We start from the raw sequence: 25706 nt of genomic DNA, 5'->3' as shown, positions 1-25706 counted from the left end.
ATGCCTAAACCGCCGTCAACGGGATGGAGTGCAGCGGGTGCGAGCAAGCGAGCACACAAGAGCAAACGGAATGTGATTCCCGTTAACACCCTAATGCCCCATGCCTAAACCGCCGTCAACGGGAATCACGGCCCCGCTGATGTAGCTTGCGGCATCTGATGCCAGGAAGAGAGCCACGTCAGCAATTTCCTGTGGTGTGGCGAAGCGGCGGGCGGGGATTGAGTCGGTGTACTGCTTCTTGATCTCGTCGGAGAGTGCATCGGTCATGTCGGTTTGGATGAAGCCGGGTGCAATCACGTTGGCAGTGATGTTGCGGGAGCCTAGTTCACGGGTGATGGATCGGGCCATGCCGACCAGGCCGGCTTTTGAGGCTGAGTAGTTGACCTGACCGGGGTTGCCGTAGAGGCCTACGACCGAGGAGATAAAGATGATGCGGCCGCGCTTGTTTTTGAGCAGGCCCTTGGTGGCGCGCTGGGCGACGCGGAAGGCACCGGTGAGGTTGGTGTCGATGACTGAGGTGAAGTCCTCTTCGCTCATGCGCATGAGTAGGGTATCTTTGGTGATGCCTGCGTTAGCGATAAGGACTCCGATGGGACCGAATTCGGCTTCTACGGCGCTGAATGCGGCGTCGATGGAGGCGGCGTCGGTGACATCGGCTTTGACGGCGAAGAACTCGGTGGGGGCTTGACCGGAGCGGTAGGTGACAGCTACCTGGTAGCCGGCCTGTTTGAAGGCTTGGGCCATGGCGTAGCCGATGCCTCGGTTGCCACCGGTGATGAGTACGGTTTGTTTGCTCATGGGTTTCCCTTGGGGTGGGGGTTGTTTTTCTGCCCCTATTTTACGCGTTTGGCGTGGGCAGGGGCAGGTTTACCGGGTAAACGCGTGTTATTTAGTATGCCGGGTTCTGTTAGTTTGACTGGGGTTACACTAGTGGAAGTAGCTTTAACTGCGCCCGGGAGGTGAAAATATGGCTGCTAAATATTGGACTGCGGAGGACTTGAAAGCGGCCGGTTACGCTTCTGGTGATTCTGAGGTATTTGAGATTACTGGTGCGGCAGAACGCCAGTCGACAGGTGTGAGTGCACGCGCCAAAAGCTATGCCTTCAAGATGTTTTTACGCATTATCTTTATCATTGCGGCTGTGATGGTTGAGGGGGTCTGGCAGTGGATTTTCTTAGCTGGGGCAGCAATTATCCCTTGGCTAGCGGTTGTGGTGGCAAATGGCGAGCATCAGCAGGGTGGGTCAAGTTTTACAGCCTACCTACCGGCGGAGCAGCAGGCCGCTATTGCAGCGGCGCAGGAGGAGCGAATCAGCCGGCAGGACCAGGCGGAGCATGATTGGCAACCGGGGGAAGAAGCTGTATCTACCGATGGACCTATTGTTATTGACGGTGAGCTGGTCGAGGACGAGCACAATGACGGGGGTTCTTCCTCCGTCAGGCAGTGAGGACTGTAAGCATGGATATAATCGGTAATTTGACTTCTGCACAGCACAGTGGATCATCGGCTCTTCCTCAGCCGGATTTCATTAAGTGTTCACGTAAGGGGTGCCAGGCGGCGGCTACCTCTGAGATTCTGTGGAATAACCCCAAAGTCCATACACCCGATCGGCGCAAGACTTGGACGGCCTGTACCGAGCACACGGCCTATCTGCAAGATTTTTTGGTGGCACGCGGTTTTTGGAAGCAGACCCGCCCGCTCTCCTAGGGTGTGTTGCCAGCTGAGTCCGTACAATAGGCTCTTGGTTCTCTCTTTAGCGCATATTCAGCAAGGTACGTGATGAAAAAATACGGGTTTCTTTTCTCTGGTAAATGGATTGGTATTTTTGCACTCACTGTGGTTGCTTCGCTAATTTGCCTCTACCTGGCCCAGTGGCAGATGAGCCGCAAAGAGGCTCTGGATTTCAGTAACGAGCGAATATCTCTCAACTATGATGCTGACCCGATACTCCTTGCAGACTCCCCCGAGCTTTTCTCTTCCCCGCACCCTGATCTGCGGTGGCAACAGGTTGAGATGGCTGGCACCTATCTCGCCGATCAACAGCTACTGGTTCGCAATAGGCCCTATAACGGGCTGAACGGCTACGAGGTTCTGGTCCCCTTCCGCACAAATACCGGTCAGATGATCGTTATCAACCGGGGATGGGTCGAAGCGGCTTTTGGTGATGCGGCGGCAACCGCTACCCCTATTCCCCAGCCTCCCACCGGTGAGATTACCCTAACCGCACGAATTGTTGAGGGCGAAATTGATACGGGGGCCTCGCCGGTCAAGGGGCAGATAACCTCCATCGATTTACCAGAAATCGCTGAGCTCACAGGCTTAGACCTTGCTACCGCCAACTATGGTGTCATGGCCAGCGAAAGCCCGGCTCCCGCAAGCGCACCGGTTCAGAGGGATAAGCCGGAGCAGGATTACGGCCCTAACCTGTCCTACTCTGTGCAGTGGTACTGCTTCGCTCTTATGTTCTATGTTGCTTTCTTCTGGTCTGCCCGCCAAAAGGTGCGCAATGATGAGCTTGACGCCCAGCTTGCCGCTGAACTCGATGCTTACTACAGCCAGTTCTATGACGCTGAGGGCAACTATATTGGCGAGGTAGACGAAGAAATTATTCGCCGCCGTATGGAGTTTGTGGACGATATGCCTGCACATATGAAGTCCATTGTGCGGCCAAAGCCTCCCAAGAAGCGCTCACGCCCCACTGATGAGGAAGAAGAGGACGCACTGGTCGATAAGCTCCTCTAGTTACAGTTCGGGCCCCGCACCGTGTGATGGTGTGGGGCCCGAGTGTTTCTAGGAGCTTGACTCTAGTTCGTGGCTGAAGACGACACCGTCTTCGGTGAAGTGGTCAATCATGGCCAGAGAATAAACATCGTAGCCACGGTCGCGGAAATCTTTACCGCCACCCTGGAATACCTTTTCAATCGCAATACCGATACCTGCTACGGTAGCACCGCCCTGCTCACACAGGTGGGTCAGACCGTGGAGGGCCTGTCCGTTGGCCAGGAAGTCATCGATGATCAGGATTCTGTCTTCGGGGGTGACAAAGCGCTTGTCCACCCGGATGTCGTATTCGATCTTCTTGGTGTAGGAGAAGACCTTGGAATTGTAGGTGTCGGTAGACAGCGTCTTTGAAGAAATCTTTTTGGCAAAAACCATGGGAACGCCCAGGTGTAGGGCGGCCGTCATAGCCATTGAAATGCCAGATACTTCAAGGGTAAGAACCCTCGTAATCCCCGCGTCCTTGAAGTGCTCAGCGAAGTCGCGTCCCATTTCCACCATGAGCTGGGGGTCCACCTGGTGGTTGATGAACTGGTCAACTTTGAGGATATTTCCGGGCAGGATTCTTCCGTCCCTGCGGATGCGTTCTTCCAGGAGTTTCATGCGCTCACCTTTTTCTTACGGTCGAATAGAACCACGTTTAGAAGCAGAGCAACCAGCGTACCTGTTGAGATACCCGAGGAGAAAATCATCTGGAGGGCGCCGGGGAGGTTTGCCAGCATACCGGGGCGTACGGTCACGCCAATACCTAGGGCAAAGGCCACCGAAACGATGAGTAGCTCACGGTCCCCCAATTCAATGGAGGCTAGGGTCTTAATCCCCTGAGCCGCAACCAGACCGAACATGATAACACCAGCACCACCAAGGACGGGTTGAGGCATCACAGAAATTAGGGCTGAGAGCTTGGGGAAGACACCCAGCACAGCCAGAATCAGGCCGGCAATAATCATGACACGGCGGGAGGCCACCTTGGTCAGAGCAATCAGGCCGACGTTCTGGGAGAAAGAAGTGTTCGGTCCTGCGCCGAAAATACCGGCCATAGCTGAGCCAACGCCGTCCGCTAGAACACCGTTCGATACGCGTTTGCTCTCCAAGGTGCGGCCGGAAGCCTGACCGATAGCCATCATGATACCCACGGTACCGATGGTGGACACAATGTAGGCGGGGACAAAGGCCAGGGTAGAGGCCCAGTCAAAGTGGAAGCCGTAAGCAAAGATGTTCGGCAGCGCGAACCAGGGGGCATCCCCCACAACGGAGAGATCGACCAGACCCAGAGGGATACAGACTAGGTAGCCTGCAACCATGCCAATAAAGACGGCAGCTGCGCGGAGGATGCCTCGACCAAAATGAGCAATCGCCAGGGTGAGGGTCATAACGCCGAAGGCGATAGTGAGGTTCTGGAGCGAGCCGTAATCCTCGGAGCCCACACCACCTGCCGCCCAGTCCATGCTGACAGGGAGCAGAGTGATACCGATCAGGGCAACCACGGTACCGGTTATCAGTGGCGGGAAGAACCGCATCAGTGGCTTGATGAAGCGGCTGAGGATAACCTCAACCAGCGAAGCAGAAAGGGTCGCCGCCACAATACCAGCCATGCCGAACTGGCTACCCACCGCTATGGTGGGGTTAACGAAGGTGAAGTCGGTGCCCATCATGCCGGGGACGCGAGCACCCACGGGCCCGATGCCCTTGGACTGGATAAAAGTGGCGATACCTGCCACAAAAATCGAGGCAGAAACCATCAATGAGGTTTGTGCAAGGGAGAAATTCAAGGCTGTGCAGACAACGAGGGGTACAGCGATAATACCGGCAAAAGCGGCCAGAATATGTTGCAGGGCCAGTAAAATCGAGACGCCCAGGGGCGGGACGTCGTCTAGCTGGTAGAGCATGTCGGTTGAAGTTTCAGCAGGGGCCGTGTGGGCCGACCCTTGGGTATGTTGGTTCAACGGAGGACTTTCGATGTGAAGTTAACAGAAAAATCGCCTTGAGCTACCAGGCGGTGGAGGACAGGGTTAATCCTACCGGTCGAACTCCTCTACCGGGCAAACTGACAAGGTTTATGTCAGGTCTTTTCGGCTTGTCCTCTCTGCCTGCTTAGGCGAGAAACTCTAGTGCATAACCGCCCAAGGAGGATCTTGGCCGCCCCTCCGATCCTATTAGAACATACTTTCGAATATGTGCTAGGGTGGTGTTTTGCTTTTCATGAGGAGGTTCAGCCCGCCATGATGGGGTATTCACACTCAATCAGCGCAGCAGCAGCCTGGCTTGCTCTGAATGAATCCGGGATTATCAGAATTGATGATCCCGCCACGCTCGCCGTTACCACTTTGGCTGCCGCTGGTGCAGGCATGCTACCCGATATCGATCACCACAACGGGTCAATTGCACATTCCATACCCCCTGTCAGCCGGTGGGTTGTACGGCTGGTTGCCAAAATCTCAGGCGGCCATCGCAAAGGCACCCATTCTCTGATAGGCCTGGCTTTCTTTTGGGTGCTAGCTCTTAGCGCCAACCGCTTAACCTACGCAGGGGTACCACTCCTCGCTTTGGCGCTGGCTGGCTTTGCGGGTGGGCTTGCTCTGCGCACCTTTAGAGCGCCTGGGGGTTGGGCTGGTGCGCTGGTGGTCATGGCGGGTACTATCTACACCAATTCTTTTGCTACGATGCCCTGGGCAATCTTGGCCGGGGCCACAGCCCATATTGTGGGTGATGCACTTACCACCCGCGGAGTAAACCCCTTCTGGCCTGCAACACTTAAGCCTCTGGTTCCCAGCCCTCTGTGGCGCAGGAGCGGGTATATGGCGCTACCTGTGCTAGGGGATGCTGGCAGTAACCGTGAGAATATTTTCTCAGGACTGTTGGCCTCTTATGTCGGGCTTTATGCGCTGACGATCCTGGGCATCACCCATTTGCCCCCTGGCGAGCTCATCAGCCAATTCATCTCTGATAGGTAGGTACCGGGCGTGCCCTCAGATGCTAGCCCATGACAGAGGCAAAGAAAGGGGGCCGGAGTAAGAACTCCGGCCCCCTTCACGCAAATTACCTATGAGCCTAGAAGCACACATGGAATGTACTGAAGCAAAACAAAAGACGACGTGCGGTGATTGACCTAGTCTTCAGTCCAAAAAACGTCTACCTCGGTGCCCTCTTCGGCGATTTCAGGGTAACGTACGTCGTGTGATTCGAGCATAGAATCTTCCTTTCAAGGTTCTTAGCTAACGCCTGCGTTAGCCGGTGGTTCCACCACATCGGCGGGGTGGTTTTTCTTGATAAGCACTCGGGGTTATTAGCCTCGAGGGCTGGTATTTACTCTACGCTCATTGCTCTGGGGCTTACTAGGCAAGAGATGACGTTACCGTTTCGTGATATTTGGTTTTTTGGCCCCAAACCCAACAATCACACATTATTGATCCCATGCCACGTGACCTGCATAACGACTAAGACTCGTAAGAAAGAGACACACAGGCAAATTGGTAGGGACCATTTATAGTTCCCCGCGTAAGGCCACAGAACCTAACCGGTGATTGCACCCCTTATGCCAGTGAGATCAGATCCTGGTATTCCTTGCTCCACAGATCCTCTACCGCATCAGGTAGCAGCAGTACACGTTCTGGGTCCAGCGCCTCAACCGCACCCTCATCGTGAGAAACCATGACAATTGCCCCCTGGTAATTCTTCAAGGCGTTCAGGATTTCCTCACGCGATGCGGGGTCAAGGTTGTTGGTAGGCTCATCGAGCAAAAGCACATTAGCTGACGATGCAACCAAGGTCGCCAAAGACAGGCGGGTTTTCTCCCCACCCGAGAGCACACCGGCGGGCTTATCGACATCGTCGCCCGAGAAGAGGAAAGACCCCAGAATGGTGCGGACCTTAGTATCGTCCAAATCAGGGGCCGCAGACTTCATATTCTCAAAAACAGTGCGCTCACCGTCCAGGATTTCGTGTTCCTGAGCAAAATAGCCGACCTTAGCGCCGTGACCATAAATGACTTCACCGGTGTCAGGCTGGGTGGCCTGAGCCAGCATACGCAAAAGCGTTGTCTTACCGGCACCGTTAAAGCCCAGCACCACCACACGGGAACCACGGTCAATCGCCAGATCCACGTCGGTGAAAATCTCAAGCGAACCATAGCTCTTGGAAAGGCCCTCGGCGGAAAGCGGGGTCTTGCCGCAGGGAGCAGGGTCCGGGAAGCGGATAGCGGCAACCTTATCGACACGACGCTCATCTTCCAGGCCGCGCATGAGCTTTTCGGCACGCTTAATCATCTGCTGGGCCGCAACCGCCTTGGTTGCCTTAGCGCGCATTTTGTTAGCCTGCTCCATGAGAGCGCCAGCCTTCTTCTGTGCATTGGCGCGCTCGCGCTTACGGCGGGCCTCATCTTGTTCCCGCTGCAGCAGATAGTTCTTCCAGCCCATATTGTAGATATCAATGACACAGCGGTTAGCATCCAGGTAAAAAACCTTGTTGACGACAAGCTCCATGAGCTCAACATCGTGGCTAATGACCAGGATCCCGCCCTGGTAGTTCTTGAGGAAGTCACGCAACCAGACCACAGAATCGGCGTCCAGGTGGTTGGTGGGCTCATCGAGCAACATGGTGTCGGCGTTAGCGAAGAGAATACGGGCTAGCTCCACGCGGCGGCGTTGACCGCCGGAGAGGGTGGAAAGCGGCTGGTTAAGCACACGCTCTGGCAGGTCAAGGTTAGCAGTGATGGTTGCAGCCTCAGACTCGGCAGCATACCCGCCGCCGGCAATAAATTCTGCCTCAAGCCGGTCGTAGCGGCGCATGCCTTTGGCATGCTCAGCGGGGTCTTCGCTGGCCATCATCTCCTGGGCCTGACGCATCTTACGGGCAACACGGTCCAGCCCGCGAGCGGAGAAGATACGGTCCTTAGCGAGCTGAGTCATATCATCGACCTTGGGGTCCTGAGGCAGATAGCCGATAGTCCCACCCCTGCTAACGGTACCGTCAGCAGGCAGAGTCAGCCCGGCCAGTACCTTGGTCATAGTGGTTTTACCCGCACCGTTACGGCCAACCAGCCCAACCTTGTCACCCTTATCAATACGGAAGTTAACATCGTCCATGAGCAGGCGGGCACCTGCTCGCAGTTCAAGGTTAGAAACAGATAGCACGGGGTAAAACTCCCTAGGGGTATGACGGTGAAAAGAGAGGCGCAGGAAAGGCAACGATAGCTCCCTGAATGCCAGCTAACCATTCTACAGCCAGAAGACTCGATACTTGGAGGATCTAGCTCATGCGCGGAATAAGAGATTTTTTGGGTTTAAGATACCCGCAGGATCCACTAACTCGGCTTCTTCCTGGTATCCGCTCTGCATTCCGCATTTCTCGGTGAGGTTTTCCTATATGAGATAGTGCAGTCTCCATTTTTAAATGGGTGTTCAGCCTCCCCTATAGTGAGGACATGATGACTTCACCCCATACCACCGCCGCTCAACCGGGCCGCAACCTCGCTCTCATAGCTATCTTTGCCGCCTTTATTGCCGCCTGCTCGCTTCTACCCGCTATTCCGGTCGGACCGGTTGCCGTGCCCATTACCCTACAAACCCTGGCGGTCTACACCGTTGCCCTCATCTTGGGTGCTAGGCGTGCCGGTCTTTCGGTAGCTCTCTACCTGCTAGCGGGCCTGCTGGGCCTGCCCGTATTTGCCGGTGGTAGCGGTGGCTTCGGTGTGCTAGCTTCCCCCTCCTTCGGTTATCTTCTCGGTTTTGTTCCCGGCGCTTTTATAGCAGGCTTTCTGGCCTACCGCTTCTTGGGGCCTAGCCGCTCAAAAGCGGTTACTGCTCTGGGCCTAGCAGTCTCCGCATTAGCGGGCTTCGCAGTTATTCAAGTCTTCGGTGTAGCAGGCATGATGGTCAATGCCCACCTGGACCTGGGCACCGCCCTTGCAGCTGCCATGATTTACGTTCCCGGCGACCTCATCAAATGCACTGTAGCCGTAGCCATTGCCCTCTCGGTGCACCGTGCCTTCCCCGCGCTAGCAGGCTCAGGCCGCTAAGGCTTGGGTACTATATACACCGTGATTTTCTCCCGATCTTCCCGAAGAAGCTCCCCCAGAGAGTCAGGCCCAGTGGTATTTTCTGAGCCGAACGTTCTGAGCACCTGGCAAGCAACCGTCACCGCCCCCACAGGCACGGGCCAACGCACCCTCCTGCACGATGTCACAGTCACCCTCACTGCTAACAGGACCGCCGTCCTTGGGCTCAACGGTTCGGGCAAATCAACTTTTCTGAGGCTCTTCAACGGGCTTGCTCCCCTCAGTAGCGGGAAAGTAACCGTTCACGGGCTGAGCGTCTACGAAAATCTCAACCACGTTCGCTCGCACGTGGGTATGCTTTTCTCTGACCCGGGGGCCCAGTTGGTGATGCCCACCGGCGTTGAAGATGTTGAGCTGTCCTTTCAGCACATTAAAGACCGCAAGGAGCGGCGGGAGAAGGCACTGACACAACTGGCCCACCAGGGAGTTGAACAGCGGGCTTTTGACCCGATCTACAACCTCTCCGGTGGGGAGAAACAGCTCACCGCACTTTCGGCGGTTCTGGCAGTAGAGCCAAGCGTGCTCCTGCTCGATGAACCAACCACCCTGCTAGACCTCAGGAACAGGCTAAAGCTCATTGAGCTACTAGACACCCTGCCTCAGCAACTCCTGATTTCTACCCACGACCTTGAATTAGCGGCCACCTGCACCGAAGCACTGGTAATCCACGAAGGCAGGCTACTAGCCCAGGGACCTACGGCCAGCATCCTATCTGACTACCGGCGCTGGTGCGCCGAGGGCTTTCCTGCTGTAGATTCAGAGCCCACTGCAGAAAGCCCTGAAGAGAACCACCCGTGAACGCCGCCCACCACCTCTTTGGAACCTACCAGCCCTTAGAAACACCGATCCACAGAACACCGCTGAGCGTCAAGGCTCTTTCCCTGCTCACACTCACCGCCCTACTCACGCTCACCAGCCAGTGGAGCATCGCGGCGGCTGTGCTTGTGATCGTCATAGCTCTAGGCACCCTCGCCCAGATACCAGTTATAACCTGGGTGCAGGCACTAGGATCACTCGCCTGGCTTCTGGGCTTCCTCCTGCTCTACTACTGGTACACCGGCAGCCTGGCCCGAGGGGCAGACACCCTGCTAGGTCTACTCAGCCTGCTCTTTGCCGCCAAGGTTCTGCTCTGGTCGACTCCCCTACCGGTCATCATTGACGGCTTCATCTGGCTCTGCTCACCCCTCCGTCACCTTGGTATCTCCCCACAAGGCATCGGCCTGGCCCTGGCGCTGATGATTCGCTCCATTCCAACGATCATCGATACCTGGTCCTTCCTTCAAGAATCAGTCACCGCTCGCGGCCTAAAAGTCTCGCGCTTTCGTCTCTTCATTCCACTGGTCATCTCCACCGTCTCCTACGCCCAGGACACAGGTGACGCGCTCGCCGCCCGCGGGCTAGATTCTCGCTAATTGTTCTGTCTGCCGGTATAACACTTACCGGGGTGTAAGCAGGACAAGGCAAACCGCCGGGGTGCAGAAATGGTCTTCAGGGGAAGTTCACAGCTTATGCTGTATCCATGATGGCTTTTAAAGAAAACTCCCGGCTGAACACCGACCGGGTACGTAGCTCAGGTAGTTCCGGCAGCTCAGGCGGTGGCTCCGGACTCAAAATCGGTGGTGGCTTAGGCGGTATCGTGCTGGTACTTGCTGTTGGAATAATTTTTGGCCAGGACGGCATTAACGTGCTCAACCAGGTCACCGGCGGTGGTGGCTTCAACTACCAGCAGGTTGAAGGTGATTCAGGAGAAAAGTTTGCCCATTGCAAGACCGGTGAAGATGCCAATACCTACACCGACTGCAACATGGTGGCAACCGCCAACTCGCTAGACTACTTCTGGCAGACAGCTCTGCCCGACCAAGCAGGTATAGCCTACACTGCACCAAAACTTGACCTCTTCAAACAAGAGACCGTCAGTACCGGTTGCGGTTCTGCCAGCCAGGCAGTAGGCCCCTTCTACTGCCCCGCCGACCAGGTTGCCTACGTCCAAACTGGCTTCTTTGACACCATGAAAACCCAGCTAGGGGCAACCGGCGGCCAGAGTGCCGAACAGTATGTACTGGCCCACGAATACGGCCACCATATTCAGAACCTACTCGGTAACCTCAAATACTCCCAGTATGACCCCCAGGGTGCAGACTCCGGGGCGGTGCGCGTTGAGCTGCAGGCTGACTGCTACGCAGGTGTCTGGGCCAGGGGCGCCCAAGAGGACACCAGCTCACCCGTTCAGATCAAGCCCTTTAGCTCCGATGACTTAGAGAGAATCATCAACGCAACCGAGGTTATCGGAGATGATCACATACAGATGACAAGCCAGGGCCACACCGATTCATCTACCTACACCCACGGCACCAGTGCCCAGCGTACAGCCTGGTTCATGACCGGTTACAAGACAGCTGATATGAACCGTTGCAACACCTTCCAAGCCTCTGATCTCAACAACCCTAAGGCCTAGTCAAGAAAGTTCGCTACGCTGAGCGATGAGAAGCAAGAGCTGACCTAGCCAAAAGTCAGGCAGTAGTTCATAATTGGAAAGCACCGGTGCCGTCCGCAGCGGTGCTTTTCTTTTTTAAGATACCACCCAGGCAAAACATGAAAATTTATCATTTTATCCACCGAAGAGAATGGGCACTAGCCCTCCTTGCTCTCTTGACTATCCTGAGCCAGGTCTACCTAGACCTGCGCATACCCCAGTACATGGAGCAGATTACCCGCACCATTTCTCAGCCAACTAGTTCCCTGTCCGACATTGCACCGGATGGTGCCCTGATGCTGGCCGCAGCATTAGCCAGCATGGTCTGTGCCATTCTTACAGGTTTTTGTACCGCGATTATTGGTACTACCCTGGCTCGTCGCCTCAGAGCCGCTGTCTACGATAAAACCTTTGAGCTATCCAGCGCCGAGGTCAACACCTTGGGTACAGATTCACTCATCACCCGAATTACCAACGATGTCACTCAGGTACAAATCTTCATGGTTATGGGCCTGCAGGTCAGTATCAAAGCACCCATTATGGCCTTTTGGGCAAGCTCAAAAATTGCCAGCCAGTCCTGGACATGGACGGTTCCCACCGGCATCGCAGTTTTATTGACCATTCTGGTGCTAGCTACCGCTATGTCCTTGGCCATTCCCCGTATGATTCGCATGCAGAAGATCACTGACCAGCTCAACCGGGTAACTCGTGAGCATCTGACCGGCCTGCGCGTGATTCGTGCCTACATCACCGGCGACTTTCACCGTAACCGCTTTGAGAGCGTCAACACAGACCTACGGGATAACACCCTCTTTATCTCCACCACCATGGCCTTCATTATGCCCCTGCTGACAGCTATCATGACCGCGCTCTCGCTCTCTATCTATGTGCTGGGTGCCTCCCTCATTAACTCCACCGGTGAGCTGACTCAACGTATGGGAACTTTCGGGCAGATGATTGCCTTTTCCACCTATGCCCTGCTGGTGGTTACTAGTTTCATGATGATGACCATGGTCTTTGTCTTGGGCCCCAGGGCACTGGTATCCTGGCGGCGTATCCGCCAGGTTCTCCATACCCAAGCAGGTATCCAAGATGGCGGAGCCAGCACCGGCACCGCACCCGCTGGCAGCTTGGAGTTCCGGGACGTGAGCTTCCGCTACCCCGGTGCCGACGGTGATGCCCTGCACTCGGTCAGCTTCACAGCTGATCCCGGCCAAACCGTGGCCATTATTGGTTCTACCGGCTCCGGAAAATCCACTCTGGTCAACTTAATCCCCCGCTTTGCCGACGTGCGTTCCGGCACCGTACTGGTGGACGGGGTTGATGTGCGTAACTGGAACCAGAAAGACCTGCGTGACCGGGTGGCTTTTGTGGCCCAGAAAAATACCCTGTTTTCTGGCACTATTGCCTCCAACATTGCCTTTGGCCAGGGGCTAAAACCTGTCACTGCCGAGGACCTGGTGGCCGCCGCTGACCGCGCAGCCACCACCGGTTTTGTCTCTACCAAGGAGGGAGGCTTTGCGGCCCCCGTGGCTCAAAACGGCAAGAACTTCTCGGGCGGGCAGAAACAGCGTATCTCTCTAGCGCGGGCTTTCGCGCGCGGCGGGCACATCATGATCTTTGATGATTCTTTTTCTGCCCTGGATTACAAGACCGAGCGAGATATCCGCACCCGGCTCAAGGAGGCCTCTGGCGGGGCAACCCTGCTGATTGTGGCCCAGCGTATCGGTACGGTCCGCGATGCTGACCGCATCATCGTGCTCGATAAGGGCAGGGTCGTGGGAAGCGGAACCCACCAAGAACTGTTGGCAACCAATGAGGTCTACCAGGATATTGCCCTCTCCCAGCTGACCGAAGAGGAGCTTGCCCAATGAGCACCAACCCCGAACATAGCCAAACAACCGGTGACCTTTATCTGCTTGAATCTGCGCAGCAGGGGCTAGCACAGGCTGCCCAGCTACGCGATCAACAGCTCAAAAGTGAAAAGCCCAGTGGCCGTGGCGGTCACCCCGGCCCCGGAGGCCCGCCCCGCCACCGGGTCCAGGGGCAGAGCACCGCGCCTTTCAAAGAAACCATGGGCAAGCTGCTGGGTTATCTGCGCCCGGTACTCCCCCGCATGGTGGTTGCCCTGGTAGCCGCGGTGCTAGGCGTTATTCTCAATATCATTTCTCCCCAGTTCCTTTCCGCTATTACCGATGAGATTCAAAAGGGTTTTACCGGCTCCGTCAATATGGACCAGGTCTGGAAGCTGGCCTGGATTTCTGTGGCCTTCCTGGTGACATCGCTGGTGCTCAGCCTGGTTGAGGGTTTGGTCATGGCCCGCTCGACCGTGTGGGTTTCCCGCACCATGCGCTCTGACCTTGACCGCAAGATTGATCGGCTCCCCCTGGCCTACCTGGATAAGGGCTCCACCGGTGACACCCTCTCGCGCGTGACCAACGACGTCGATACCCTCCAACAGACCCTCAACAACTCCCTGGCCACTACCGTCACCGGCGTCGTTACTCTGGCTGGTTCAGCGGTCATGATGTTCTACACCGACTGGCGTATGGCCCTGGCCGCTATTGCAGCTTCCCTGATCGGTGTGTTTGCCAGCGGTTTTGTGCTCTCACGCAGCCAGAAATACTTTGTGGCCCAGCAGCGGCTCTTGGGTAAGCTCAACGGTCATATTGAGGAAACCCTCTCAGGACACTCGCTCATTCGGGCCTATAACGGTGAGGGTGCCGCCCGTGCCGAGTTCGCCCGCCGCAACGAGGACCTCTACCAGGTGGCCTGGAAGTCCATGTTCTTCTCGGGGCTAATGTTCCCGCTCATGGGCTTTATCGGTAACCTGGGCTATGTGGTGGTCTGCGTGGTGGGTGCCGCGCTGGTGTTGCAGGGGCAGATTACCTTTGGCGTGATTGTTGCCTTTATTGTCTATGTTCGGCTCTTCACCAACCCCCTGGGGCAACTGGCCCAGTCAGCTACCGCTCTGCAGTCTGCGGCAGCCGCCGGTGCTCGTGTCTTTGAGTTCCTTGAAGCAGAGGAACTAGAGGACGAAAGCAGTAAGGCAACCGAGCTGGATCAGCCGGTAGGCGGTAACGTGGACTTTGAGCAGGTCCGCTTTAGCTACGAACCCGGCAAGGAGATCATTCACGGCTTTACCGCATCGGTCACAGCCGGCCAGAAGGTTGCAATTATTGGCCCCACCGGTGCCGGCAAAACCACCCTAGTCAATCTGCTCATGCGCTTCTACGAGCTGGACTCCGGGCAGATCCGCATTGACGGTGTACCCACCGACCAGCTCACCCGCGAGCAAGTTGATTCGCTCTTCGCCATGGTTCTACAAGATACCTGGCTTTTTGAGGGAACCCTGCGGGAGAACGTGGTCTACGGCCTGGAGCAGGTCAGTCAGGACAAGCTGGATGAGGTCATTGCAGCTGTGGGGCTGGATGAGCTAGTAGCCCAGCTGCCCGCCGGCTACGACACCGTGTTGACCGACCAGACCCAGCTTTCAGCCGGCCAGAAACAGCTAGTCACCATCGCCAGGGCCATGATTGCCGATAAGCCGCTACTGATTCTGGACGAAGCAACCAGTTCCGTTGATACCCGCACCGAACTGCTCATTGCCCGCGCCCTGGGCCAGCTGGCTGAGGGTAAAACCTCCTTTGTAATTGCCCACCGCCTCTCCACCATCCGGGACGCCGACCTTATCTTCGCTATGCGCGACGGCGACATCGTGGAGTCCGGATCCCACCAGGAGCTTCTGGCAGCAGGTGGCTTCTACGCTGAACTCTACAACTCCCAGTTCAGTCAAGGAGACTAGGGACCGGGCGGGTGCTTGGTGGCTGGTTCTGCACCGTTCGGGCCTGCTCTCAGGGTTCCCGCCCGGTTGGGGCGCAGGCACAAGAACAAAAGGTTCTTCGCATATTTTTAAAATAAATTAAAGCATTTTCAAGAACTCGTACACAATCGGCTGGCCCGTCACCGCGCCCAGGTCGCCGTCCTCCACGACTACTGCTACCGCTATGTCCTTGTGGACCGCTACCACCCATGAGTGGGTCTTGGGCGGGTTGTCGTTGCCGAACTCGGCGGTGCCGGTCTTGCCCATAGCATCATCGGGGGTAAGGTTCTTGAGGTCTTGCAGGTAGCCCTCCGTAACCACGGCCCGCATGAGGGTGCTCAGTTCCTTGCTCTCAGCCGTCGTCACAGCCTGCGAACCGGTAGGCTTAGCCTCCGCCAGGCTCTGGCCCTTAATCAGTACCGGCTTAACAATCTCGCCCTTGGCAGCAGAAGCCGTCATCACAGCCATGGTCAGCGGGGAAACCGTCACTTGGCCCTGCCCAATCATAGAAGCGGCGTGAGTGACCGCATCATCGGTATCGGGCACCGCACCCATGTAGGTGGCAACACCCAGATTTAGCTCCATGCCAAGGCCCAGCCCCTGCGCCGCATTTTGCAGGTCCGCCTGGGACACCTTATCGCGCTCATTGATAAAAGCCGTATTGCAGGAATGGGCCATGGCTACCGTCAAAGGCTGCTTGCCCAGGGCGGCAGGGTCATAGCCGGTGGCATTCTTAAAGACGCGCCCTTCCACCTGGGCCGTTTCGCTACAGTTCACCGTGGACTGGGCGGTCATACCCTTGCGGAGCAGAGCCAGTGAGGTCGCAATCTTGAAGGTGGAACCCGGCGCGTACTGGGCCAGCAGAGCCGTGGAATAACCTTCGGAAGCTTCGCCGTTAGCCGCTACCAGCACCTCCCCCGTAGAGACCCGCAGGGCTATCAGCGCGCTGGGCGAGGTCTGGTCTTTAAGCAGATCAACAGCTTTTTGTTGTAAATCAGCATCAAGCGTTGTGGTGAGGTTAGAACCGGAGACAGGTTCAACGCTGGTAAGTTCTTCGGGGGTTCCACCTTCAAGGAGCACGCCCTGTTCATCGAGGTTTATCAGGCTTACACTGTAGCCGTTAGAGCCGGCTAGCAGGCTGTTGAACTTCTCTTGGAGCCCGCCCTTGCCAGTAACATCACCGGCACTCAGCGCACCGTTGGACTTTTCGATGTCCTCAGCGGTTATCTCCCCCACCGTACCAAGGATATCCGGGGCGAACTGGGCACTGGGGGCAAGCTCCTTAGTGGTGCTAACGGTGTGGCTACCGGCAATTACATCAAGCTGGGCACCGTCCAGGGCATCAAAGGCCTCCTGCCGCAGGGTAATAGCAACAACGAACTGCTGTTCCCCGCCGTTTTTGACGGCCTGCACATAGGTATCGGCGTCAATCTCAAGGAGCTTGGCGAGTGCCCGTGCAGAGGTTTCCTGTTCCTGGGCGGTAGTCAGGACTGATTTATCCAGCCCCACGATAACCACCGGGCGTAGGGTGACTAGGAGCTTATCCGAGGCACCCAAAATATCACCGCGCTTTGCCTCTTCGGTCTTAGCGTAAAGCCCCTGCGATTCTTTCAGTTTCGGGTGTACCAGCGCCGGGTCCCAGGTCGGTAACCATTTCTTGTCGGTTTCGGTCAGGGCTACCTGGGTCTCGTACTCCCACTTTTGGTCTGCACCGGGAATAGCCCACGACCAGGCCAACCGAACGGTCTTGCCACTGTCTGCACTGTCGATTCCGGCAACGGTGACAGTCGGGGTGGACTCCCCTATGTAGGCCACTATCTTCTTGTAGTCATCGGCGGGTGACACGGCACTCTCAGCGGAGAACTCTATCTCGGCTATGTCCTTTTTGCTCAGAGCCTCCGCGAGCTGCCCAGCTAGTTCCTGGGTCGTGTCTTTGGCTGAGCAGGATACGAGGGAAGCGGCCAAGGCTGTTGCACCTAGGCCGAGGAAAAGGTGGCGGCGAGTCAGGGGGAAATCAGTCATACAGCGATTATATGACCTACGCCTCAATTTATCGCTTCATAACAGCAAAAGCCCCGCACCTTAACAAGGTGCGGGGCACTAGCTAGCGACTTTACAGAGACGCGTATGTTTAACCGTTACTTCTCGCAGGCCACGCCGTCACCATCACGGTCAAGGTGCGAACCGTAGCCGGGTTGTCCTGCATAGATGGGGGCGGCACCGGCTGCTTTGGCTGCACTACAGTTCTTGTAGTAGACCGCAGCAGGAGCAGGTTCAGCCGGTGGCTGGTAGAGAGGCGCGGGCTGGGCAGGCGCAGGATCTTCCACCGCGGGGGCAGGCTGAGGTTCCTCAACAACAGGTGCAGGCTCTTCTTTAACAGCGGGAGATTCTTCCTGAACCGGAGCAGATTCTTCTTTCTTGGCGGGGGCCTCGGTTGAAGGTGTCGGTGAAGGCTTAGGAGTAGCTTTGGCACCGCATTTCTCAAGCACCTGAATCATCGCGTCTTTTTCAGCCTGCTTTACCCACAAGCCGTACTTAGCTTTAATATCGATTTGCTTACTGATGTAGGTGCAACGGTAGTCCTTGTTGGCTGGCAACCAAGAGGCGGCATCGGAGTCACCCTTCTGCTCATTTGCGGGACCGTCTACGGCAAGGAGGTTAGCGGGATCATTTGCAAACTTTTCGCGCTTGACGGAGTCCCAATCTTTAGCACCGGTTTGCCAGGAATCAGAAAGGGAAACAACGTGGTCAATTTGAACAGCATTTGAGCTGTCTTTACCCTGAGTAAAGCTAATTGTTTTCCCGGTATAGGGATCCTTGAGAACTCCGCTCAAAACCTTACAGCCGTTGGTTCCTGGCTTAACTTTAATCTCGGTTAAATCGCGGCGAAGAATGTCGTTGCGGGTATCGCAACCGTTGCGGTCAGTGTCAGCCCAAGACTGACCAAAGAGGGCACGGTCATACCCGGTTTTCTCAGCGCGGCCTTTGACCTCTAGGGTGTTGAGCAAGTCAAGCGCGGCCTGGGCCGTTGGCCCCACCTTTGTATCCGAAGCAGGGATAGCTTGAACGTCTACTTCCTTTTCAAGGGCCACAGCCTCTTCACTGGAGCTCGGTGAGGCAGATTCAGATGGCGATACCGATGCGCTCACGCTGGCAGTGCTTGCAACCGCGGATGTATCTGTATTTTTGCTAGGGGAAACAATAGCGCCAATCAGCGCCACAATGATGAGGAAAACAAAACCAATACCGCCACATCCTAAGCAACCCAGGCAAGAGAGGCCGGTCTTTTTAACGGCAGATGCCTGAGCCCAGGAATTTTTAGCCTGATACATTTTTGACATGGGGGGTGTCTCTCGTTGATATATGTGTGTGCGAAGGCAACCAAGATAAAGTTGCCTACAATACTTTAATATATTGAACGAGATGAAAAGTAATTATTCTTTTTTATTACATTACTACCCAGTAACCATCAGGTCTAAAGCTGAAGTTTATGCTTATCGGGATCGTACAATCTCTTCGCGGGCGCTCAGCACCCGGTAGAGGAAGTTCTGCACGGGTGCATCTACTCCGCTCGCTTCTGCGCGCCGGACGATCTCCCCCACCTGGTCATCCAGTTCGGAGGGTCGCCCCTCGGCCAAGTCGCGTTGCATAGACGATGTAGTGCCGGGAGCAAAAACATCGGTGTAAATCGCAAAAGTATCCTGCACATCCTGTTCGGTGAAGGTAAGGCCGTGTGCACGAGCAACTCTCGCGGTTTCCTGGATAGCTTCGAGCACGAGGTTGCGGGTTGAGTCGTGGGAGCGAGTTTGGCCCACCGTCAGCTGCGATACGGCGCCGACACCGCCGTAGGAGGCAATCAGTGCCAGCTTCTTCCAGAGGGCACGGTGAATATCGCTGGTCGGAGTGATTTCAACCGGTGTCCTCTCAAACATGTCCTGTACACGGCTCAGGCCATCGGAGCTATTTCCGGCCTGGAACTCCCCCACCGTCAGTTGCGCCTCTCGACCCAGTAGGTGAACGGTCTGCGGGCTTTTGCGCTCCACAATGACCACGCAGGTTGAGGCAAGCGTGGGGTTTTTCGGTAGAGTGCGGGCGCAGTGTTCCGGAGCGGTGATACCGTTTTGAACCGTCAACAGCAGGGCCGAGCTGGGAATTTTACCGTCAAGCTCCTCAAGGGCTCCTGGCACCTGCCAGGCCTTAGCAGCAATCAGCACCGCATCAACATCAAGCTGCTCAGTCACATCGGTGAATACGCTGGCAATGCTGACCGACTCCTGACTACCGTCTGCCCGCTGGACGGTAATCTCTGGCTGGCTCCCCGTAGCAAGAGGCCAGGGGCTTCGTGCTTTCAGGTGGATATCGTGACCGGCTTGCGCCAGGGTTGCGGCGAAATAGAGCCCCATGGCTCCTGCACCGTAAATCATGATATTCATATTTACCTATAGTATTCTAAATCACCATGAAAACCCCTTTGCGTGAACCATCATTAACCGGCAATGAAAAAGAGCTTGTCCTGGGCTACCTCAGCTTTCAGCAACAAGTTTTTATACGTAAGATACACAATGAGCACGGGGACCTACTGTCTGATGAAGTGCTTTCCAAGGCTCTTCCACCCAGCACTATGACCCTCAAAGGTATGATCGCCCACCTATGGTTTGTAGAAGACTACTGGCGTCAAGAAGTTCTCCTAGGCCAAAACCTACCCCAGCCCTGGCAATCAATGGACTGGGACACTGACCCAGACGCTGACTGGCACATTAGACTCCCAACCCCTCAGTGTGTCACACACCTACAAGACTCTATGCAGGCAACCCACCGGCTCCTAGAAGCCAGCAACTGGGACCAACTAAGCACAGGTAAACTCAAGGACGGCACCCGCTTCTCCTACCGCTGGGTTGCCCTGCATCTGGTGGAAGAATGGGGCAGGCACCTGGGCCACGCTGATTTGCTCCGAGAAAACATTGACGGGACGGTGGGTGATTGAGAAACCAGCATTCTTGCGTTTCTCGCCCCCCATCAAGCAAGCTCTGCCCCGTCTGAGAGCTACCAGTCAGCATGGAGGCACCCCAAAAGTGCACCCCCACTTCCTTCTTGGGTTCTTCAAGCCTTTTGGGAGCTGCCTAGAGTGCTCAGCTAGGCTAGTAGCGCATTAAAAAGCTCAGAAGTTGAGGGGTGGGTGTAGATACCCTCTCCTAGAGCTTCAGCAGGAATCTTCTGGGTCATGGCCAGGGCTACCGTGTTAATCAGTTCTTGGGAGTCAATGCACCAGAGGGTAGCGCCAAGAATCTGATTGGTCGTCCGGTCTATTACAAACTGGGCGATACCCTCGGGCTGGCCCATTATTTTGGGGCGGGGAACAATCGCCAGGTCAGCGATTGCAGATTCACGCACCTCAATCTCATAGTCTCGGGCCGCTTCCTGGGCGGTAAGTCCTACGGTAGAGAGCGGTGGGTCAATGAAGGTAGTGGCCGGTAGCAGGCGGCCGGTGCGGGTACGGGAGCCATCGCCCCATCGGTGAGACAGCACGATGCGGTGATCATCATAGGAGGCGTAAGTGAACTGGGGTGCACCTGTGACGTCTCCGACCGCGTAAATTCCTTCTACGCTGGTGCGACAGTGCTGGTCGACTTTGATCCCCTTTTCGGTGTAGTCGACACCGGCTGCCTCAAGGTTAAGCCCGGCAACTGAGGGACGGCGTCCTGTGGCCACCAGAATAACCTCATCGCCCAGCTGTTCATTGGCCTGCTCTGCCGAAATACGCCGGTCAACAATGGCAATACCCTGAGCTTCTAGGTGCTCACGCACCGCCTGGGCAATGTTCCTGTCCAGGGCGGGTAGAAAGTCACCTTCGCCCTTATAGATGGTCACCCTGCTACCGAAGCCAGAGAACATGGTGGCAAACTCAAGACCAATCGGTCCACCGCCGATAACAGCCAGGGCAGCCGGTGTATGCTCAAGCTGCTGGATGCTGGTGGAGTCGTGCAGTCGTCCGCCCACCTCAACTCCAGAAGAAGCACCGGTGTTAATGATGATAGTGGATGCCCTGACCTGTACCTGTTCCCCCACCTGCACGGTTGAAGAATCGACGAACCGGGCCGGTCCGTCGAGCAGGAGCACGCCCTTGCCCTCCACCATTTTCTGGTTAGCGGCCCTAAGACGGGCGATGAAGCTGTTACGGTCATCTCGTGCCGGCTTAAACTCCCTGCGCTTGTGAGACTGGTTCAGCAGGAACTTGGTCGGTACGCAACCAATATTGATGCAGGTACCGCCGTACATTGCGGGGTCTTCTTCCACCAGCGCTACCTTGTCCCCAGCAGCAGCTCGTTTCATGGCGATCGTTTTGCCGGCCTTGCCAAAGCCAAGTACCAGCACATCAACGGTTAACTCTTCCATCCTGCTCCTTACCTCATAGATTTTCTGTGGATTTTCCCTGCCCATCTTACTCCTCTTAACCTCCGCTCCGGTCACCCGGCTGAGGCTCCTAGAAGCCAGCGACTGGAGCCAACTAAGCACAGGTAGGCTCAAGGACGGAGCCCGCTTCTTCTGCCCCTGGATTGCTCTGCATCTGGTGGAAGAATGGGGCAGGTGCCTGGGCCAGGCTGATTTGCTCCGAGAAAAAATATTGATAGAGCATGGATGATTGGTTCACCTTTGGCAGTGTACAGTATGGTCAAATACAGTGCTTGAAAACACACTTCTAGCCGTCTAGCTATTGCGAGAGCCAGATCAGAAATAAGGTGCAACATGTCAAAAACAGAGTGGAATCTGGGACTTGCCCAACGCAAACCCCTGCCAGGCCTCAACAATCTTGAAGCCCTACGAGAGGACATTCGGGAAACCCTCCACAAGCACCCCCAGCTTGACTTGTTGGTCTACCCCGAAATGCACCTCCAAGATGTCTTTGCCTACCCACCAGATGAACACCGACAACACATGCTGAACTGGGCCACTCCCCTTGACGGGGATCTGGTCAGGGCACTGGGGCAACTGGCTCATGAGTTCAAGATCTGGTTGATTCCCGGCAGTATCAACGAAAGCCACCAAGGAAAGCTCTACAACACTGAGCTCCTCATAGCACCCAGCGGTCACCTACAGGCGGCCTACCGTAAGATGTTCCCCTGGCGACCCCACGAACCTCATGACTACGGCAGGGAGTTTATTACCAGCACAATTATGCACCCCAGCCAAGTGTCAGACTCGGTAGCAGCTGGACAAGATCAATCCAGCCTGACTCTAGGGCTCTCAAATTGCTACGACACCTGGTTCCCTGAGCACAGCAGACATCTAAGCTGGCTAGGGGCCCAGGCTATTATCAACATAGTCAAAACAACCAGTGATGACCGTCAACAAGAACTCATCCTTGCACAAGCAAACGCTATCAGTAACCAGATCTACTTCTTCAGCGTCAATTGCGCTGAGCCGCTAGGGCGAGGCGGTAGTATCGCCGTAGATCCAGAAGGAAAGATTCTAGCCCAGGCAGCAGGTGGCGAGGAAACGCTCCTTGTCCAATACTCGCAGGAGGTTTTAGACAGGGTAAGGCAAGAAGGCACCTGCGGAACCAACCGTATCTGGCATCAGTTCACCGCCCAAGACCCACCCATCGCACTACCCATGTACAGCGGACAAATTAACCCTGCAACCTGGGCACCTTCCGTACAAGGAGCGCACTCATGACAGAAAATAGCCAAGCACGGCTACCTCAAACCCTCAAATTACCCTCCCTAGTAATTTTTGGTCTGGCCTACCTTACCCCGCTCATCGTTCTCGGAATCTTTGGAGTTATCGCCTCCACTACCCAAGGGGCTAGCTCAGGGGCATACCTTATTGCTCTGCTAGCAATGCTCTTTACTGCCAACAGTTACAGTAGGTTAGCCGGTATCTACCCAGAAGCGGGCTCTGCCTACACCTACGTCCGTAAGATCTTAGGCAACCGCATAGGGTTTTTGGTCGGTTGGCTCACTCTCCTCGATTATCTTTTCCTGCCCATGGTGATCTGGCTAATTGGCGGGGCCTACCTCAACGCCCAATTCCCAGATATCCCAACCGCCCTGTGGATTATCCTATTCGTCCTCATTACCACAGCTCTGAATATCATTGGGATTAAAGTAGCCGATAAGGTCAATCTAATTCTCATGGCCTTCCAGATCCTGGTGCTGGTCATATTCGTCGTGCTCACCTGCTTGACCCTGGCAGGGGCATCGCAGAACCTCTTAAGCCTGGCGCCTTTTACGGGTGGATCTAATTCAAACTTTGCGCTCATCACCGCAGGCGCCGCCATTGCAGCATATTCTTTCTTAGGCTTCGACGCGGTAACGACCCTAGCCGAAGAAACACATGAGGCTGAAAAAACCGTACCCAGAGCTATCTTCTTTGTTGCTCTAATTGGCGGTGCAATCTTTATCGTCGTTTCATACTTTGGCCAGCTGGTGCACCCCGGCGGTATCTTCGAAAATGTAGATTCTGCTGGGTTTGAAATTGCCAAGACCGTAGGAGGCAACCTCTTTGCCTCTATCTTCGTTGCGGCGCTCATTATTGCTCAGTTTACTTCAGGTATCGCAGCCCAGGCAGCAGGTAGTCGCCTGCTCTTCGCTATGGGGCGAGATAAAATGCTACCCTCCAAAATCTTTGGTTTTTTGAGCCGCCGCACACAGACCCCCGTCTACAGCATCATCACCATCGGCCTTGTCGGCGCTCTAGCCGTTTTCCTTGACCTTACTACCTCTACCTCTTTCATTAATTTCGGTGCCTTTGTCTCCTTCACCATGGTCAATATCTCCCTCATCCTTTTGTGGGCGCAGTCAAAGAAAAATGCAGGCCACCAAGGCAGGTTAGTCCGAGACCTGGTGGCACCTACCATCGGCGCCCTGGTTATCGTCTACCTGTTGCTACAGCTAGACGGCGCCGCTATCAGGCTGGGTCTTATCTGGTTGGGCTTAGGGCTCTTGCTCCTAGCCGTTAAGACTCGTTTCTTCACCCACAACCCACCGGAATTTTTAGCTGAATAGCCCACTAACCCAAGATACATGGAGCTACTTAGAGGAAAAGTCCCTTACCCCGCGCGCTCAGCGGGGTAAGGGACTTTTGGCTCAGAAAAGAAGCACAGCTGCTGGCAACAATTTAGATGTTGAAGCCCAGGGCTCTCATCTGGTCACGGCCGTCTTCGGTAATGCGCTCTGGGCCCCACGGGGGCATCCAGACCCAGTTAACATGCCACTCATCAATCATGGTTTCCAGGTTCTGAGCAACCTGTTCCTCGATGACGTCCTGTAGCGGGCAGGCTGCGGTGGTTAGGGTCATATCCAGCACCAGGGCGCCTTCATCGTTCCAGCGCATACCGTACAGCAAGCCCAAATCTACGATATTGATCCCTAGCTCGGGATCAATCACGTTCATGAGGGCTTCCTCAATCTCTTCTTGGCTGGGGGCACCAGCGGGAGCCTCAGACATTGCAGTCACCTTTCGTAAGCGGTTTGGTGGGCTTACTTAGCGGCTAGGTAGCGCTCGTAGCCTTCTTCTTCCAGGCGGTCTGCCAGTTCGGAGCCGCCCTGGTCTACCATCTTGCCATCTACGAAAACGTGCACGAACTGCGGCTTGATGTAGCGCAGGATTCGGGTGTAGTGGGTAATGAGCATGACGCCCATATCGTTCTCGGCGTGAGCGCGGTTAACACCCTCAGAGACGACCTTGAGTGCATCAACATCCAGGCCGGAGTCGGTTTCGTCCAGGATGCCGAACTTGGGCTTGAGTAGTTCCAGTTGCAGAATCTCGTGGCGCTTCTTTTCGCCACCTGAGAAGCCTTCGTTGACGTTACGGCTAATGAAGTCCGGATCAATGGAGAGGTTCTCCATAGCTGCCTTAACATCTTTGGTCCAGGTGCGCAGGGCAGGTGCTTCGCCGTCAACAGCGGTCTTAGCTGAGCGTAGGAAGTTGCTCATAGTGACACCGGGGATTTCAACGGGGTACTGCATAGCCAGGAAGAGGCCAGCGCGTGCACGCTCATCGACCGACATTTCAGTGACGTCTTCGCCATCAAGCAGGATCTGACCGGAATCGATCTGGTATTTGGGGTGACCGGCGATAGTGGAAGCCAGGGTTGACTTGCCTGAGCCGTTGGGTCCCATAATGGCGTGGATTTCGCCAGAGTTGATGGTCAGGTTGACGCCCTTCAGGATGGGCTTGGTGTTGTCGTCATCGAGGATGACTGAAACGTGTAGGTCCTTGATTTCAAGGGTTGCCATGAGTTGTTTCTCCTAGAGAGGTAAAGCTTTAGTTATTGGATAGCGCGAGTTCGGCTTCAAGTGCCGCGAAGAGCTGTTCTTCGAGCTCGTCAATGCGGATCTGCTGGATAATCTCGTTGAGGAAGCCACGAACGACCAGGCGGCGGGCTTGATCTTCGGGGATACCTCGAGCCTGCAGGTACCAGAGGTGATCTTCATCGAGCTGGCCGGTGGTGGAAGCATGGCCGGCGCCCTCAATGAGGCCGGTTTCGATTTCCAGGTTGGGCACAGAGTCGGCGCGGGGGCCGTCTTCCAGAATCAGGTTTCGGTTGAGCTCGTAGGTGTCGGTGCCTTCGGCGT

General features: G+C 55.7%; 24 protein-coding genes. 13 read left to right on the top strand and 11 right to left on the bottom strand.

Annotated elements, in window-relative coordinates; genetic code table 11:
- Positions 1-90: 90 nt before the first annotated feature.
- Entirely contained in the window at positions 91-798 is a 708-nt protein-coding gene (fabG, locus tag ACN080_RS09685; protein ID WP_419110453.1) for a 3-oxoacyl-[acyl-carrier-protein] reductase, read from the bottom strand.
- Between the two features lie 169 nt (positions 799-967).
- Between fabG and ACN080_RS09680 the strand changes: the two genes are divergently transcribed.
- The 3 genes from ACN080_RS09680 (at position 968) to ACN080_RS09670 (ending at position 2742) form a co-directional block, all read left to right on the top strand.
- Positions 968-1447, top strand: coding sequence for a DUF3099 domain-containing protein (locus ACN080_RS09680; RefSeq protein WP_419113658.1), 480 nt, complete (start codon positions 968-970; stop codon positions 1445-1447).
- Positions 1448-1458: 11 nt separating this feature from the next.
- Positions 1459-1707 carry an acetone carboxylase gene (locus tag ACN080_RS09675; RefSeq protein ID WP_419113657.1) on the top strand — a complete coding sequence of 83 codons (249 nt, stop codon included), beginning with the start codon at positions 1459-1461 and terminating at the stop codon, positions 1705-1707.
- Between the two features lie 72 nt (positions 1708-1779).
- Positions 1780-2742, top strand: a complete 963-nt coding sequence (locus tag ACN080_RS09670) for an SURF1 family protein (protein WP_419113656.1) — start codon at positions 1780-1782, stop codon at positions 2740-2742.
- Positions 2743-2790: 48 nt separating this feature from the next.
- Here ACN080_RS09670 and ACN080_RS09665 read toward each other — a convergent pair whose 3' ends face one another.
- Entirely contained in the window at positions 2791-3381 is a 591-nt protein-coding gene (locus ACN080_RS09665; RefSeq protein ID WP_419099744.1) for a xanthine phosphoribosyltransferase, read from the bottom strand.
- Positions 3378-4724, bottom strand: a complete 1347-nt coding sequence (locus ACN080_RS09660) for a uracil-xanthine permease family protein (RefSeq protein WP_419110457.1) — start codon at positions 4722-4724, stop codon at positions 3378-3380. Before ACN080_RS09660 ends, ACN080_RS09665 begins: the two co-directional genes overlap by 4 nt.
- Positions 4725-5000: 276 nt before the next feature.
- Between ACN080_RS09660 and ACN080_RS09655 the strand changes: the two genes are divergently transcribed.
- On the top strand, positions 5001-5732 hold the full coding sequence (locus tag ACN080_RS09655) for a metal-dependent hydrolase (RefSeq protein WP_419113655.1): 732 nt from the start codon (positions 5001-5003) through the stop codon (positions 5730-5732).
- A 579-nt stretch (positions 5733-6311) separates the two neighbouring features.
- Here the strand turns inward: ACN080_RS09655 and ACN080_RS09650 are convergent.
- Positions 6312-7862, bottom strand: a complete 1551-nt coding sequence (locus ACN080_RS09650) for an ABC-F family ATP-binding cassette domain-containing protein (RefSeq protein WP_419113659.1) — start codon at positions 7860-7862, stop codon at positions 6312-6314.
- Positions 7863-8200: 338 nt separating this feature from the next.
- Between ACN080_RS09650 and ACN080_RS09645 the strand changes: the two genes are divergently transcribed.
- From ACN080_RS09645 to ACN080_RS09620, 6 genes are all read left to right on the top strand, one after another.
- The gene (locus ACN080_RS09645; protein WP_419113654.1) at positions 8201-8794 is read left to right on the top strand and encodes a biotin transporter BioY; all 594 of its coding nucleotides are present in this window, start codon (positions 8201-8203) and stop codon (positions 8792-8794) included.
- 72 nt (positions 8795-8866) lie between these two features.
- A complete protein-coding gene (locus tag ACN080_RS09640; protein WP_419113653.1) occupies positions 8867-9631 on the top strand; it encodes an energy-coupling factor ABC transporter ATP-binding protein in 765 nt (254 codons plus the stop codon).
- On the top strand, positions 9628-10245 hold the full coding sequence (locus tag ACN080_RS09635) for an energy-coupling factor transporter transmembrane component T family protein (protein ID WP_419113652.1): 618 nt from the start codon (positions 9628-9630) through the stop codon (positions 10243-10245). Before ACN080_RS09640 ends, ACN080_RS09635 begins: the two co-directional genes overlap by 4 nt.
- A 107-nt stretch (positions 10246-10352) precedes the next feature.
- Positions 10353-11288, top strand: coding sequence for a neutral zinc metallopeptidase (locus ACN080_RS09630; RefSeq protein WP_419113651.1), 936 nt, complete (start codon positions 10353-10355; stop codon positions 11286-11288).
- 137 nt (positions 11289-11425) lie between these two features.
- On the top strand, positions 11426-13180 hold the full coding sequence (locus tag ACN080_RS09625; protein ID WP_419113650.1) for an ABC transporter ATP-binding protein: 1755 nt from the start codon (positions 11426-11428) through the stop codon (positions 13178-13180).
- Positions 13177-15111, top strand: a complete 1935-nt coding sequence (locus ACN080_RS09620; RefSeq protein WP_419113649.1) for an ABC transporter ATP-binding protein — start codon at positions 13177-13179, stop codon at positions 15109-15111. The genes ACN080_RS09625 and ACN080_RS09620 overlap by 4 nt, the downstream gene beginning before the upstream one ends.
- A 117-nt stretch (positions 15112-15228) precedes the next feature.
- Here the strand turns inward: ACN080_RS09620 and ACN080_RS09615 are convergent, their stop codons facing one another.
- From ACN080_RS09615 to ACN080_RS09605, 3 genes are all read right to left on the bottom strand, one after another.
- Complete coding sequence (locus ACN080_RS09615) at positions 15229-17151, bottom strand: penicillin-binding transpeptidase domain-containing protein (RefSeq protein WP_419113648.1); 1923 nt, start codon at positions 17149-17151, stop codon at positions 15229-15231.
- Positions 17152-17267: 116 nt separating this feature from the next.
- Positions 17268-18470, bottom strand: a complete 1203-nt coding sequence (locus tag ACN080_RS09610) for a GmrSD restriction endonuclease domain-containing protein (protein WP_419113647.1) — start codon at positions 18468-18470, stop codon at positions 17268-17270.
- Positions 18471-18623: 153 nt separating this feature from the next.
- Positions 18624-19562 (bottom strand): ketopantoate reductase family protein, encoded by a 939-nt coding sequence (locus ACN080_RS09605; RefSeq protein WP_419113646.1) that lies wholly within the window; start codon positions 19560-19562, stop codon positions 18624-18626.
- Between the two features lie 26 nt (positions 19563-19588).
- Here ACN080_RS09605 and ACN080_RS09600 point away from each other — a divergent pair, with 26 nt between their 5' ends.
- Complete coding sequence (locus ACN080_RS09600) at positions 19589-20113, top strand: DUF664 domain-containing protein (RefSeq protein ID WP_419099756.1); 525 nt, start codon at positions 19589-19591, stop codon at positions 20111-20113.
- Between the two features lie 149 nt (positions 20114-20262).
- On the opposite strand, the gene ACN080_RS09595 is transcribed toward ACN080_RS09600, so the two are convergent.
- Positions 20263-21522 carry an FAD-dependent oxidoreductase gene (locus ACN080_RS09595; protein WP_419113645.1) on the bottom strand — a complete coding sequence of 420 codons (1260 nt, stop codon included), beginning with the start codon at positions 21520-21522 and terminating at the stop codon, positions 20263-20265.
- A gap of 351 nt (positions 21523-21873) precedes the next feature.
- Between ACN080_RS09595 and ACN080_RS09590 the strand changes: the two genes are divergently transcribed.
- Both ACN080_RS09590 and ACN080_RS09585 read left to right on the top strand, forming a co-directional pair.
- Positions 21874-22803: a carbon-nitrogen hydrolase family protein gene (locus ACN080_RS09590; protein ID WP_419113644.1), complete on the top strand. Its 930-nt coding sequence runs from the start codon at positions 21874-21876 to the stop codon at positions 22801-22803.
- Positions 22800-24134, top strand: a complete 1335-nt coding sequence (locus tag ACN080_RS09585) for an APC family permease (RefSeq protein ID WP_419110476.1) — start codon at positions 22800-22802, stop codon at positions 24132-24134. The genes ACN080_RS09590 and ACN080_RS09585 overlap by 4 nt, the downstream gene beginning before the upstream one ends.
- Before the next feature lie 112 nt (positions 24135-24246).
- On the opposite strand, the gene ACN080_RS09580 is transcribed toward ACN080_RS09585, so the two are convergent.
- The 3 genes from ACN080_RS09580 to ACN080_RS09570 all read right to left on the bottom strand — a co-directional run.
- On the bottom strand, positions 24247-24576 hold the full coding sequence (locus ACN080_RS09580) for a metal-sulfur cluster assembly factor (RefSeq protein WP_419099760.1): 330 nt from the start codon (positions 24574-24576) through the stop codon (positions 24247-24249).
- A gap of 32 nt (positions 24577-24608) precedes the next feature.
- The gene (gene sufC, locus ACN080_RS09575; RefSeq protein WP_419099761.1) at positions 24609-25367 is read right to left on the bottom strand and encodes a Fe-S cluster assembly ATPase SufC; all 759 of its coding nucleotides are present in this window, start codon (positions 25365-25367) and stop codon (positions 24609-24611) included.
- Positions 25368-25395: 28 nt separating this feature from the next.
- Positions 25396-25706 (bottom strand): SufD family Fe-S cluster assembly protein (locus tag ACN080_RS09570; RefSeq protein ID WP_419113643.1); only part of this gene is annotated, 311 nt, incomplete at its 5' end.

This window comes from Rothia sp. CCM 9416, assembly GCF_048513535.1.
Lineage (GTDB): Bacteria > Actinomycetota > Actinomycetes > Actinomycetales > Micrococcaceae > Rothia.
The sequence above is the reverse complement of the archived record's forward strand: the minus strand, read 5'-3'. Positions and strand labels throughout refer to the sequence as shown.

Bases quoted from the DNA above. Each gene is read 5' to 3' on its own strand.
- ACN080_RS09645 (WP_419113654.1), top strand. From the start codon at position 8,201: ATGATGACTTCACCCCATACCACCGCCGCTCAACCGGGCCGCAACCTC.
- ACN080_RS09605 (WP_419113646.1), bottom strand. From the start codon at position 19,562: ATGAATATCATGATTTACGGTGCAGGAGCCATGGGGCTCTATTTCGCC.
- fabG (WP_419110453.1), bottom strand. From the start codon at position 798: ATGAGCAAACAAACCGTACTCATCACCGGTGGCAACCGAGGCATCGGC.
- ACN080_RS09625 (WP_419113650.1), top strand. From the start codon at position 11,426: ATGAAAATTTATCATTTTATCCACCGAAGAGAATGGGCACTAGCCCTC.
- ACN080_RS09585 (WP_419110476.1), top strand. From the start codon at position 22,800: ATGACAGAAAATAGCCAAGCACGGCTACCTCAAACCCTCAAATTACCC.
- ACN080_RS09665 (WP_419099744.1), bottom strand. From the start codon at position 3,381: ATGAAACTCCTGGAAGAACGCATCCGCAGGGACGGAAGAATCCTGCCC.
- ACN080_RS09675 (WP_419113657.1), top strand. From the start codon at position 1,459: ATGGATATAATCGGTAATTTGACTTCTGCACAGCACAGTGGATCATCG.
- ACN080_RS09680 (WP_419113658.1), top strand. From the start codon at position 968: ATGGCTGCTAAATATTGGACTGCGGAGGACTTGAAAGCGGCCGGTTAC.
- ACN080_RS09655 (WP_419113655.1), top strand. From the start codon at position 5,001: ATGATGGGGTATTCACACTCAATCAGCGCAGCAGCAGCCTGGCTTGCT.
- ACN080_RS09580 (WP_419099760.1), bottom strand. From the start codon at position 24,576: ATGTCTGAGGCTCCCGCTGGTGCCCCCAGCCAAGAAGAGATTGAGGAA.
- ACN080_RS09610 (WP_419113647.1), bottom strand. From the start codon at position 18,470: ATGTCAAAAATGTATCAGGCTAAAAATTCCTGGGCTCAGGCATCTGCC.
- ACN080_RS09630 (WP_419113651.1), top strand. From the start codon at position 10,353: ATGATGGCTTTTAAAGAAAACTCCCGGCTGAACACCGACCGGGTACGT.
- ACN080_RS09650 (WP_419113659.1), bottom strand. From the start codon at position 7,862: ATGGACGATGTTAACTTCCGTATTGATAAGGGTGACAAGGTTGGGCTG.
- ACN080_RS09670 (WP_419113656.1), top strand. From the start codon at position 1,780: ATGAAAAAATACGGGTTTCTTTTCTCTGGTAAATGGATTGGTATTTTT.
- ACN080_RS09600 (WP_419099756.1), top strand. From the start codon at position 19,589: ATGAAAACCCCTTTGCGTGAACCATCATTAACCGGCAATGAAAAAGAG.
- sufC (WP_419099761.1), bottom strand. From the start codon at position 25,367: ATGGCAACCCTTGAAATCAAGGACCTACACGTTTCAGTCATCCTCGAT.
- ACN080_RS09620 (WP_419113649.1), top strand. From the start codon at position 13,177: ATGAGCACCAACCCCGAACATAGCCAAACAACCGGTGACCTTTATCTG.
- ACN080_RS09595 (WP_419113645.1), bottom strand. From the start codon at position 21,522: ATGGAAGAGTTAACCGTTGATGTGCTGGTACTTGGCTTTGGCAAGGCC.
- ACN080_RS09590 (WP_419113644.1), top strand. From the start codon at position 21,874: ATGTCAAAAACAGAGTGGAATCTGGGACTTGCCCAACGCAAACCCCTG.
- ACN080_RS09615 (WP_419113648.1), bottom strand. From the start codon at position 17,151: ATGACTGATTTCCCCCTGACTCGCCGCCACCTTTTCCTCGGCCTAGGT.